General features: G+C 58.6%; 7 protein-coding genes. 4 read left to right on the top strand and 3 right to left on the bottom strand.

The window, feature by feature from the left end; translation table 11 throughout:
• The first annotated feature begins 2 nt into the window (after positions 1–2).
• Genes ACRRSD_RS09505 through ACRRSD_RS09490 form a run of 4 tightly spaced genes read left to right on the top strand, consistent with a single transcriptional unit; the run spans position 3 to position 3794 of the window.
• The gene (locus tag ACRRSD_RS09505; RefSeq protein WP_435037917.1) at positions 3–1214 is read left to right on the top strand and encodes a hypothetical protein; all 1212 of its coding nucleotides are present in this window, start codon (positions 3–5) and stop codon (positions 1212–1214) included.
• A 44-nt stretch (positions 1215–1258) separates the two neighbouring features.
• Positions 1259–2002 (top strand): molecular chaperone, encoded by a 744-nt coding sequence (locus tag ACRRSD_RS09500; RefSeq protein WP_435037916.1) that lies wholly within the window; start codon positions 1259–1261, stop codon positions 2000–2002.
• Positions 2003–2035: 33 nt separating this feature from the next.
• Positions 2036–2539 (top strand): CS1 type fimbrial major subunit, encoded by a 504-nt coding sequence (locus ACRRSD_RS09495; protein WP_435037915.1) that lies wholly within the window; start codon positions 2036–2038, stop codon positions 2537–2539.
• A gap of 37 nt (positions 2540–2576) precedes the next feature.
• On the top strand, positions 2577–3794 hold the full coding sequence (locus ACRRSD_RS09490; protein WP_435037914.1) for a hypothetical protein: 1218 nt from the start codon (positions 2577–2579) through the stop codon (positions 3792–3794).
• 57 nt (positions 3795–3851) lie between these two features.
• Here ACRRSD_RS09490 and ACRRSD_RS09485 read toward each other — a convergent pair whose 3' ends face one another.
• The 3 genes from ACRRSD_RS09485 to ACRRSD_RS09475 all read right to left on the bottom strand — a co-directional run bounded on the left by ACRRSD_RS09485 (position 3852) and on the right by ACRRSD_RS09475 (position 12302).
• Entirely contained in the window at positions 3852–4682 is an 831-nt protein-coding gene (locus ACRRSD_RS09485) for an NEL-type E3 ubiquitin ligase domain-containing protein (protein WP_435038492.1), read from the bottom strand.
• Between the two features lie 24 nt (positions 4683–4706).
• Positions 4707–8966, bottom strand: coding sequence for a dermonecrotic toxin domain-containing protein (locus ACRRSD_RS09480; RefSeq protein ID WP_435037913.1), 4260 nt, complete (start codon positions 8964–8966; stop codon positions 4707–4709).
• Between the two features lie 192 nt (positions 8967–9158).
• Positions 9159–12302: a transglycosylase domain-containing protein gene (locus tag ACRRSD_RS09475; protein ID WP_435037912.1), complete on the bottom strand. Its 3144-nt coding sequence runs from the start codon at positions 12300–12302 to the stop codon at positions 9159–9161.
• Positions 12303–12565: the final 263 nt, after the last annotated feature.

Raw genomic sequence — 12565 nt, 5'->3', positions numbered from 1 at the left:
TTATGAAGATTTTTACAGGTGGTTGTGCATTGGCGCTGGCGCTGAGTATGTCCACGGCACAAGCAATCAATCAGGAAATCCGTGCGTTGTTTCAGCCTGACCCTTCGCAGCCGGGCAAGAATCTGTTCATCAATCAGACACCCAATAGTGGTTATTGCGTGAACTTCCCCGCGCAATGCGCCAGCAACAACATGTTCAGCATTGAGTTGCCTGTCCGCTTCAGCTCAGGCGAGCTCAGGCCGGGTGACGATGTCTCAGTGCAGGTTCCGGCTGGCTGGAAACGCTTGACGGTTATCAATCAGGATAATCAGGAAACGGAAACCGTAGAGGTGCGTATCACCGGCATCGGCTCCCGATTTGTCCTCAGCGATAGCGTGGATAACCTGACCGGAGTAGCAGCCCCCACAGGCCATGACATCCTCTGGACGTCCCTTAGTGGTTGGCTCTATGCCCCGGCACCTTGCCAAGGCACTAGCGTGGCTGGGTACAGCGATCGCGCCTATCGGTTTTTCTGGCAGACGCCTGTGCAAGCGCCCTGCACCAAGACCGCCGCTTTCCGCATCCCCTCGATGTATTTCGAGAAGATTGATTTTGCATATGAGTTGAAAACCCCTAATCCGTTGAGCATGTCGAGCGGTCTGTATACCGGGTCGATCGCCTACACGATGGGACCCGGCGGCGATTTCGACATGGGTGCGACGTTTCAGCCGGACGACGGCAACCTGACCCTGGACTTTGTACTGGACGTACAGCACACCCTCAAAGTCGACCTGCCACCGGGTGGCACCAAAGTCTCGCTGGAACCTGAAGGTGGCTGGGCGCCATGGATCGACAGCGGGCGCAAGCCGACCCGGATCTTTCGCGATCAACCCTTCTACATCTCTGCGTCTTCGCGCTTCAAGGTGATGATGCTGTGCGATTCCCTGGGCGGGCCGTACTGCAGGCTCGGCAGCCCCTTGGGCAACTCTGTTCAGGTCAAGGTCTCGATGACCTTGCCTGCGGGAATCGACGGCCCCGCCAATGGCCCGGTCAACAGAAATCCATTGAATTTCAACACTTGGATGGGCCCGTTCCAGCCCGGCATCTACGTGGATCGCAAACCCGGCGCGTTGCATTTTGAGCTGGACCCGTTTGCGATCAATTTCCTCCTGCGCCCCGGCCTCAACGATCGGCTGCGCGGCAACATCACCATTATCTGGGACTCGGACGCATGAGTGCTCCAGTCAGGCCCTTTTCGATTTTCATGGAGTTGAACGCGATGAAACGTGGTTTTCTGCTGGGCGTGCTCAGTGTGTTTTGCCTGACGGCGCAGGCCGGGCCGCAGATCAATGTCGGCACTGTCTACGACTATCTCGATGCCGATAAAAGTACCTACCTGAAACGGGTGTTCAACAGTGGCGATGCCACGGCGTTCGTCAAGATCAACGTGCTGGAAATCATCTACGGCGCCGATGGCGTGCCGCAGGAAGTGCCCGTTGCAAATGCCACCGATGGCGCTTCGCGCAATGGCGTGATGGCCAGCCCGGCGCGACTGATCGTCCCGGCGCAAGGTATGCAGGGCACGCGTTTGCTGTACATGGGCGAGCGTGATCGCGAGCGCTATTTCCGCGTACGTTTCGTCCCGGTGGTGCCGGAAAAGGAAGACGAGTTCGTGGTCAGCAGCGAGGAGCGTGAAGACTATAAAAACTCGCTTTCAGCCGGGGTCAACGTGATGACCGGGTTCGGCACGATCTTCTTCGTGCGGCCCAAGGACGCGCGTTTCGCCACCGTCGTCAACGACACTGACAGTCGCTATGAACTACGCAACAACGGCAACACCGTGCTGATCGTCGATGAGTTCAAAAGCTGCTCACTGAGCAAGGAAAGCGACTGCGGTGCCACCACCAAACACCACGTGCTGGCGGGCAAGACCTTCGCCTTCGACAAGGAAAAGGGCCGCCAGTACAGCTTCTTTCTGATCGAAGGCAACGACAAGAAAACCATAAAGATCGCCAGTCGCTAGGTGTGTTTTCCATTGACGTATCGGGTAACCAACATGATCAAGCAATGCACCGCCGCCGCGCTGCTGGCTGTCACTGCGCTGACCGGCGCCGGGGCGTGGGCCGCGCGCGAAGAGCACACCTTCGAAGTGTCCCTGACCATCCCCAGTCGGCCGTTTTACATCATCCCGGCGGAGCCGGACTGGATTCACCGACCGCAGCGGCTTGAGTGGGATTACCAGCGTTCGACCCTCAGCGGGCTACAGAGGAACTTCGACGTGCGCCATGACAGCAGCGCGATCGAAGCCCGCCTTGCCTACGACCCGTACCTGGAAAATGGCCGCCCCGGCGAGGTGATCGATCTGCTGGTTTCCTTCAATGATGTCGAGCTGAGTTCGCATGTCACCCCGCGTCAGGTGCTGTCCGAAGAAGAAGCCGCAGGGGGGAAGCGGGTGGCGTTGAAGATCGATCCGATCGAACCCGCGGGCGGTTACCGACCCGGGGATTACCACGGCAATGTGGTGCTGATGTTCACCGCCAGGGCGCCGGGGGCGGAATGAAGCAAACAAAAAATGCCCTACAGAGGCAGAGGTGCACATGAAAAGGTTTGACTGGCTGGTTCTGCTGGCGGCGTTGCATGTACCTCAGGTGCAGGCAATCAATCAGGAGATCCGAGCGTTGTTTCAGCCGGATCCGTCGCAGCCGAACAAGAACGTATTTGTTAACCAGACCCCGAATTCGGGCTATTGCGCGGAGTATCCGAATCAATGCACTGACAACGCTACGTTCAGTATTGAGGTACCTGTTCGTTTCAATTCAATCGGCCCCATTACGCCATTTTTTTGGATATCGATGAAGGCCCCAGCCAATTGGCGACGATTGACGGTGACCAATGCTCAGACTCAGGAAACCGAGACTGTCGAAGTCCGTATCACCGGTTTGGGTTCCAGGTACGTTTTGAGCCAGCCGGCACACGAGTTGGTGGGTGTGAGCGATATCCTTGAAGGGCATCAGAAACTCTGGACCACCAACAGTTGGGTGTATGCAGCGCCCCCCTGTCTTTATAGCGGCGTCGGGGCGTACAGCGCTGATTCTTATCGGTTCTTCTGGAAGACCCCTGTTGAGACATATTGCGTCAAGACGGCGATGTACAACATTCCATCCATATCCTTCAATTCACTCGATATTGCTTACGAGCTGAGAACGCCCAACCCGCTGGGTATGTCTTCCGGTCTTTACACCGGCTCAATGGCTTATAGCCTTGGTGTCACACGTGATTTTGATCTTGGACCCTGGATGGAGCCGGACGACAGCAACCTGACCCTGGATTTTGTACTCGACGTGCAGCACACCCTGAAAGTGGATATTCCGCCTGGCGGCAACAAAGTCGTGCTGGAACCGCAGGGCGGCTGGCAGCGCTGGCTGGACAGCGGGCGCAAGCCTTCGCGCCTTTATCGCGATCAGATATTCCATATTTCCGCCTCGTCGAAATTCACCATGAAGCTTGAATGCGAGCATCGGCTGGGCTGGGGTTCGGGCTGTGCCATTACCGACGGGCAGGGATTTGCCGGAGCGGTGGACGTCAGTGTCACGCTGCCCAACGGCTTGACCGACAGCGCCGGGCTGCCGGTCAAGCGCAAGCCATTGGGAATTGAGCCTACAGCGCCGTTTCAACCCTCTCTCTATATCGATCGCAAGCCGGGAACTCTGCATTTCGAAGTGAACGAGCAGCAAACCCACTGGATGATCGACAACGCCCAAGGCCGGCCCTACAGAGGCAATATCACGGTGATCTGGGATTCGGAAGTCGGTTAGGCGCGGTGCAATCCGACCAGTTCCTTGTGGGGCTGGCCGGGTTGCAAATCAAGGAAGTCAGAGACCGGCCTTGGCCATGGCTTCACGTGTCAGTTTTCTGGAAAGCTCTTTGCGCTCATAGGCGATTTTATTGAACAGTCGTTCATAGATTGCATCGCTCATGAGGTCGCCGCTGAACACCTCTGCCTGGGGAACGCCCAACAGATCGGCGAGCCTTTCCAGTTTGCGCGCCAGCGCATTCAGGGGTGTCTGGGGGGTGGCGTTGGCCCATTCGGCCTGGGCGCTGCGCAGCTCGTCGAGCTGCCCTGACATGTCGTCGAACAAACGGTCATTGGCTTCGTAGTCATCAGGGTGGGTACGGCGTAAATATTCTTCCCAGAAGTTTTCGGAGGATAGGTCGATCATCCCGTTGACCAGCCCGTCACCCTGTTCGTCCTTGATGATCAGCTTGTAGGCCGTCTCGATGTTTTCCGCAGAGACGCCGGAGGGGCGGGGATACAGCAAGCTTTCGGACTGCCAGGGCAGTTCCAGTCTTTGCGCCAGACCGATCTCGAATGCCAGGTGAATGTCCACTTCATCCGACACGGGTATGCCGGGGTCCATGAGGTTTTGTTCGGTCTGGTTTTTGTACTCGACCCTGACTTCATCGGCAACCCGGTCCAACCGCGCGGCACCGCGCGCCAGGCGCACAAGGCTGGCTTCCAGTTCGGTGGCTGAAGTCGACCCGGCGTAAGCCTTCGATACCAGCACTTTCATTCCCAATGAGTTCAACAACCGGGCGCCGAGATCTACGCGGTCTTTGGGCGACTCAATTTGCTGGAACAGCTTTTCCCGCAGCCTGGCATCGAGTGCGGCAGCGTCGACCATTTCCCAGACCCGCTGGGTCAGGCGTCTGCGGCCATGATCCGTTTGTTATTCGGCGCTCTCTCGCTGCTTGCGAATCACGCTGAAAAAACCTTCCGAATAGGGTTCGGCCATCAGGTCATGCCAGGACTCCAGGCGATACTTGCTGAGCGATCCTGAAGGGCTGGAGGCAGTGGAATTCTTGGGAAACAATTGCCAATAACTGATTTCGTTTTCGGCGGCCGGAAAGTTCTCCTGCGCAAAAGAGAGGCCTACGGATTTACGGTACTCGCCATACCGCACGTGATCTTCGACGGACAATCGCTTCGTATCGAAGCGCGCCCGGCTCAGGGTGTAAGCCTGCGCGGATCCGGGAGTGACCTCGGGTAAGGTGTTGATTTGTGCATCGCGTAAATCCAGATAGAAGCTTTGTGGTCGCTGTTTGTCGATCGCGCCGACACGGAACAAACCTTCGGGCCAGGTCTGGATTTTCGTCTTGGCCAGGCGCAGTTCAGTCAAGTGATCCATATGTCCGACATCGGGTGGCTGACGCAGGGGATTGCCGTTCAGATTCAGTGTTCGCAGTTGATCCAGCCCGGCCAGTTGCTGGCTGGATTCGCTGGTCAGTGTGATGGCGTTATCGGTCAGGTCCAGATCTTTGAGTTGGCGCATCAACCCGATGATGGAAGGCATTTCTTTCAACTCGCACTCGCGGGCGCTCAATTGGCGAAGCTCAGGGAAGGTACTCAGCAGAGCGCTGGGGTCTGGAGAAAGGCGCGCCCGGTCAAGTTTCAGCGCCGTGATGCGATCAAAGTATTTTTTCATCTTTGGCCGCCTGCGCAGGTCATTCCACCAGCGTTCGAGTTCATACCCCTGGAACTCGGAAGATAAATCCAGCGTCAAGCCTTGTTCCGGATGCAGGCTGCGCTCACCGAAAATCTCGCTTTGACGATCAAAGCATTCAATCAACCGTGTCTCGATGAACCTGCCGCCTTTTTCCAAGTAGTCGGATGAAATGTTCCAGTAGTCGCTTTCCACATCAAATTCGCGATAACTGCTACTCCAGGTCATCAACTCGTCGTGCAGTTCCTTGCGTTCGTTTTCAAGGCGCTCGATGGCGTCGACCGGTTCGCCCTTGCGTGCCAAAGCTTCAATAAAAGTCGTTCGTTCCCTTTCGCTCATTTTGGGAAAGAGGTCCTTTATTCTTTCATCCGGTGTCGATCGACGGAGAAACCGCGGCAAGCCGCGCACCAGGGTCTCGGTTTCAATGCTCACCACCGGCCGAATGGGTGGTTCGGCCAACACCGTCCGGCGCTCGGCAGCCGGCGCGGCTTTTTCCATGATCCAGCGTTTCAGTGCATGACTCTGGCCGCGTCGATGGCCTAAAACCGACTGGGTCTGTTCGGGCACCGCGCGCAGAAGCGAGGCATAGAAATCGTCGGCGTCATGCAGTGCGCGATTGCTGTCGTCGAGCACCGCATAACGGCCGTGTTCATCGCGGATCAGACGCCGGACGCTGGTTGCCTCCTGCGGTCCGGCGCTGCAGCGCAACGGGCCATCCCAGGTGCCGTCGCGGATTTCGATGCGCAGATCGCCGAAGCTGTCGGTGTAGAATTTCAGGGTGTTGAGGGCCAGTCGTTCGGTGTCGGCGGTGATCAGCTCATCGCGAAAAAAACCGTCGTAGGCGCGGGCGGCGCTGGCTTCGAAGTTCAGCTCCCGGGCCTGATTTTTCAGGCGCAGAGGCAGGCGTTGTTCGTCGACGACTCTTTGCAATTCGGCCGGGCTTGCCTCGGCCACGACTTTCTCGGCGAGCACGAGCGGTAGCTCGGGAAAGGTCTGTTTGACCACGCGGATGTCGGGTTTACCGGAGCGTTCACTGGACTGATAAACGTGGTGTGCGACGGCGCTGCGTCGCTCATCAACCGCGTCCGCGAGCCGATTGCGCAAGAGGCCGACACGTTCGTCGCGACTGGCCGCTTGACCGGTCAGATGATTCAGGTCCTCGTCACCGAGAAAGTCCACCACCCGCTCCACCAACCGGCCCGCATTGAGATCGCCCTGACTGATGCTCAAGGTATCGGGCGGCAAAGCCTGCGGGTTGCCGTATTTGTGCGAGTAACCGCTCAGGCTGGCATCGGCAAACACCTCCAGCGCTTTGCCGTCAGGCCAGCCCGGCAACGCGGTCAACATCGGTTCGAGCCAGACGGCCTGTGCATCGATCGGGCGACCGCCGCGTATGTCGGCACTCGCCGTGAGCACCTCGTCGTAAGCGCTGAAGCGCTTGACCGTATCGGCCAGCAGCGGCGGCGGTGGGCTGTTGTCGACATGCATCTGGCGCAGCGCATTGTGCTCGGTGCCGCTGCCAACGCGGATCTGTTCCAGCTCGGCAGGGGAGAAACGTTCGACGCTGTGGCCCAATCGCCGCATCAGCGCTTCATCCGGCCAGTCTTGCGGGGTTTCCACTTCATGCACCCAGGCGCCGTGGCCGTTGTGCTCGATCCTGGGCTTGTAGGCGTTGGCGCGCCTCGGGTGTTTGATGCGGTGGGTGTTGGACGTCGCATCAGTCGAAGCTTTTTCGACAAAGTACAGCTTGCCCTCCAGTGGCAGGACGTTTTCGTTGCCGTACTGATGCAGCCCATGGCGGTCGGGTCTGGCGCCTGGCGAAAGCATCAGTTCGTTGCGTTCGTAAGGACTCAGGTCCGGGTGCCATAAACTGTCTTTGCCATCGGGCAGCCTGACCGGTTTCATGCCATCGACCAGCGGTGAAAGTTTGACGCGAAAGGCTTCGCCGATCTGCGCGCCGGCGGTGAACGCGGCCAACTGAATGACGTCGGTGACCACGCTGATGACATGCCCGGCGGCTTCCCGCCAAAGCCCTTCGGCCAGATCGACGATGCCTTCGATGACGTCGCTGGTCAGTTGATAAGCGGTGTAGGCCATCATCAGTTCGCCCAGACCCGGCACGAACGGAGTGGCGATCAACAGCGCGACATTGAAAATGTCCGAGAGGATTTTCTTGAAGTTGTCCCACCATGCCCAGCGCGCCTTGCTGTCGGTGTCGGCAGTGGAGACGGCAATTTCCCGGGCGTCGTTGAGGATCTTGTTGAGTTTTTGCTGATAGGCATGGCGCCAGTAATCGCCCTGTAATTTCACCCGGCTGAATTGCAGATTGGGATTGTCCACCGGATCCTTGCGCCACGGCGGACGCTGATCGTTCGGATCCTGACGTGGGTGGTACCTGACGATAAACAGCCGTTGTTCGAGTTCGGCAAAGAAGTGCCCACGTTGCTGCTGATCAACGAACTGGCTGAAGAACTGACGGTAGGTCTGTCCGGTCGACTCACTCGATCGGTCTTCGCGAAACTGGCGCGCCAATTCATCGCGGAACGCCTTCAGAGAGTCGTATTCCTTGAGCGGATGGTCCGGGTCGTGGGGGATGTAAACGATCAGGCGTCGAACGCCGCGACTGTCCGAAACCGTGTGGGTCAACAGCAGAATCCCGGTCAGGCGGGTGCCGAGCAACGACAGGTCAGAACACTGCATGGAGCGACCATTGAGCAGCAGCTGCGGTTTGTCCTCGGTCAGGCTCAAGAGCATTTTGTAGGCGTCGTACTGGATATCGTCCTTGATCAGCGCCAAGTTCGCGGCGACGGCGAGGGCGTCCTTCTGACTCTGGCTGACCTTGTGTTGCAGCACGCCTTCGGCCAGCGGTTCGCCGGGTAGCAGGTAGCTTTCCAGGTGTTTTTTATATTGCGCGCCGATATCCAGATCGCGGCACAGCGTCTGGAACTGGCTGATGGGCATTTTGCCTTTGATCGGCAGGACATCGAACAAACCTCGCGCATCGGGTTTGCTGATGTAGTCCGAGCCATGACCGACCGTTTCACTGCTGGCGAAGTTGTGCAGGGCAGCATCCAGCAACGAAACCGTGCGGGTGACGACGCCCTTGGCAATATCAATGGCGTACCACGGTTTGTCTTTTGGCAGGTACAGGCGCAGAAAGGTGTTTTTGACGTCCGGCTCGATACCGTGCCGCTCCTTGATTCTTGCCTTGAGCAGCGGCTCGGCGAAGGCATAGAGATCGGTTTTGGCCAACAGATGGTCAACGCGGTTCTGCGAACTCCACGCCTTGAGGTTCGCAGTGGCGAGTTTGTTCAGGTACGCGGCGGGTGCGCTGGTGTACCAGGGTTGAATCTGCAGTGGAGTGGCTGCCAAGGCGAGGCCCCGGCTGACGGTGGCGGTCTTGAAATTGTCGTTGACGGCAGACTTGATGAATTCGTAGTGCCGTCCTTTGTCCGCGTTGTCCGCAGGCTGGGGAGAGAGAGACATGGCCAATCATCCTTGATTGTTGAGGAATGATCAGCCTACTCAGGGCAGGGCAAAACAAAAGTTCAAAGATCGGGAGGCAAACAGCGCTACGGGTCAGCAACCCGACGAAAATTCGAATCTGAAAAATACATAAGTACCACCCGCTGCATCGAAAAAACGTCACGCTGATGCAGAAAAGCCCGACACGATTTGTTACCTCGCTGTAGGGCGCGGCGCCTCGAGCATCGCCACGCTGGTTGTTTGCGTTGGTGTGCATTGTGAGGCGCTGCCGGGTTGCAGGTACGGCGTCAGAATCGGCGCCATGCCCTTGAGCACCTGCACCGGCAGGGCCGAGGTGAACTTGAAGTTCTCCGCCGAGCGCCCCGGAACGAACGCGGTGAGGGTGCCGAAATGGTGATCGCCGATGTAGAACACGAAGGTCGCGGTACGGTTGATCGACTTCGAACTGAGGATGCGTCCGCCCGAACCGATGGCCTCGATGCGGTTATCACCGGTTCCGGTTTTGCCACCCATGGCCAGTGGGCTGCCATCAGCCAGTTTGAAACTGCCGGAAACACGTTTTGCCGTACCGGCGTCGACCACTTGCGACAGCGCTTCACGCATGGCCGTGGCGACCTCGGACGGCATCACCCGTTTGCCGACGTGCGGGTCGTTGACCAGTTGTGTTTCGTACGGCGTGCCGGCGGCGAAATGCAGGCTGTCGATGCGCAACGTCGGCATGCGCACGCCGTCATTGAGGATGGTCCCGATCAATTCGGCGAGGGCAGCGGGGCGGTCACCGGAGCTGCCAATGGCGGTGGCCAGCGATGGCACCAGGTGATCGAACGGATACCCGACTTTCTGCCAGCGCTGGTGAATCTCGAGGAACGCCTCGATCTCAAGCATGGTGCGAATCCGGCTATCGCGGGCGCCTTTGTGCTTGCTCTTGAACAGCCAGCTATAGACTTCCTGACGTTCGAAATGGCTGGCCTTGACGATCTCGCTGAAGGTCGCGTCCGGGTGGTTCAGCAGGTAGCCCATCATCCACAGGTCCAGCGGATGCACCTTGGCAATGAAGCCTTGATCGGGCAAATCGTAACTGCCGGGTCCGTAGGAATCGTAGAGGCGGATCAGGCGATCGTCGGTGAGTTTTTCCGTGAGCTTCGCGCCTTTGAGGTGGGAGCGCACGAACGTGTTGAAGTCTTCCTGACTGGCATCCGGCAGCAAGTAGCGATGCACGGCGGCCATGCGGATCGGCGTCGGGCGCATGCTGTCGAGAAAGGTATCGAGACGCGCCTGAGTGTCTTTGTTTTTGTACTTTTTCCAGAACTTGAGCTGGAACGAGGTGCCTTCGCGGTCGGCGAAACTGGCCAGGTATTCCTGACGCCGCGGGTCGCGATCATCCTTGAGCAATTCGGCACTGTTGTTGGGGCCGGAGTAGGTGGTGTAACGCACCAGATCGCGCATCAGCCGAATGAACGGCAGGTTGATCGATTCGCGCAGGGCATCGCGCAGGGTCGGCATGCGGCCGTTGTCTTCCTTGCGGAAGTTGTGGAACGTGTGCAAGCCGCCGCCGGTGAAAAACGCCTCGCCGGGGCTGGCCGAGTATTTGCGGTCGAGGGCTGCGCCGAGCAGCTTCGACAGGTCGTGATCCTTGTTCTGGATCAGGTAATCGATGACCCACTGGCTCAAGCGGTCCTGATCGGGGACTTCGACTTTCTTCAGTTCCGGCACGCCCATCGCGCCGTACTTGTCGTGGAGTTCGGCGATGATTTGCAGGTAAGTGGTGAGCACGCGCATTTTCGCGGTTGAGCCGAGTTCGAGCTTGCTGCCTTCGTTGATGTCGAACGGCTGGTCGGTGCTGTCGGTCTGCACCCGCACGCGGGAGCCGTCCGCAGTCAGCTCGAACAGGGTAAAGCTGTAACGCACTTGCGTGGTGCTGGTCGGCGTCAGCAAACGTTCACCGAGCAGGCCGATTTCCGCGGCATAAGCGGGGTCGGCAAGTTTCTTCAGATAAGCGGTGGCCTGGGTTTGCAGGTCGCCTTGCAGGGTGCTGGTGGCAGACAGATCCAGGCGATCAAGATCGTACAGCGGCCGGTTGAGCATGCTCGCCAGACGACTGCGGGCGACGCTGATGCCCTTGTTGGTTTCGATCGGTTGCATGGTCGGCTGGGTCTGCCAGTCGCGGTAGGTGACCTTGCTGGCGAGGGCGGCATCGGCCAACGCGCTGTCGATCACGCCATTCTGCTTGAGCAGGCGCAAGTGGCTGTCGGTGAGGTCGGCGAGTTCTTCACGGCCCTTGGTCAGGTAATGCGAAGGGCGGCGCTGGGCGATCATCAACGAGAGCATTTCCCGCAGGTACAGGCCTTTGGCAGCCATGGTTTTCGGATCCGTGGCCGGACTGTTCAACTGTGCGTTGGCCTGATTGAAGTCACTGCCGTACCAGACGCGCAAGCCTTCCGCCATGCCATGCACTTCACCATGCCCCGGCACCGCCGAGAGCGGCACACTGTTGAGGTAATCGCGCACGATGTTCTGCCGTGCCCCCAGCGTCTGCGGGCCGGGCTGATAGGCGCGCACGCTGGCGGACATCATCTGCCGCAGTTTCTCGGCACCGGACACCGTCAGGCCATCCGGTGAATGCCGGTACTTTTCCAGTTGCGTGGCCAAGGTACTGCCGCCCGCCGATTGGCCCGGCAGACGCAGCAATTTAGCCACTTGCGACCACGCCGCCATGCCGAAGCGCGGCCAGTCCACCGCCGGGTTGGCCAGCGGCTGTTTCGGGTCCAGCAGAAACCGGTTTTCGATGAACAACAGGCTGCTGACCACCACCGGCGGGATCGCCGCGAAGCTTGCGTACAGCTGCTGTGGATAGTTGTACTTGTACAGCGGCGCGGCCCGGCAATCGGTGATCGACAGCCCGGCCTGGATCTTTTCCGAGTACGGCACGAACAGGCCTTTATCGGTGTAGCTGAGCAACGCCGGGGAAAAACGCGTCTGCTCGGTAATCACATAGTTGCGTTTGAGCAGGCGCGGCAGGAATTCATCGAGGGAACTGTAACCCAGGCGCAGATCGAACGGCCCGTTGCCCGGATAACGAATCGCTTCACTGGGACCGGGTTCGAGATGGTAAGTCAGTGAAGCGGCGTACTGGCTGAGCTCGCGCGATTGAAAGCGCGAGGTGCGCATTTCCTTGGACGCGGCCAGCCCTACCACGATCGCGATAATCAACAGCAACAGCCAGAAAGCCTTCCACCCGTGCCGATTGCGGCGGGGTTTTTCAGGGACAGGCGCTTCATCCACACGGTCAGTCGGAACCACGGCTTTACTCGAATCGGTTTGCCACAAAGCGCCCATAGTCGATTGATCCATTCACGCAGATTGATCGGACTTGTCTGAAGCTTAGACGGTGGTTGGCGGCGGGGAAGAAAATGTGCGGGGATGAGGGAGGGGTAATTGCTGAATAAATCTGAACGGCGGGTACCGGGGCCCAAACCTGCAAGTCAGAGCACTCTGTAGGGCAATGCTGGCCAAGCGGACACATGACGATGCACCAATGCTGTGCAATACTCGGCGGCTTTTTCAGTGGCGAATATTCCTACGTAAAGCAGGTAATGCCT

Origin of the sequence: Pseudomonas neuropathica (assembly GCF_051174785.1) — a bacterium.
Taxonomy (GTDB): domain Bacteria; phylum Pseudomonadota; class Gammaproteobacteria; order Pseudomonadales; family Pseudomonadaceae; genus Aquipseudomonas; species Aquipseudomonas neuropathica_A.
Note: the sequence above shows the minus strand (reverse complement) of the source record. Positions and strands in the feature narration are given on the sequence as shown.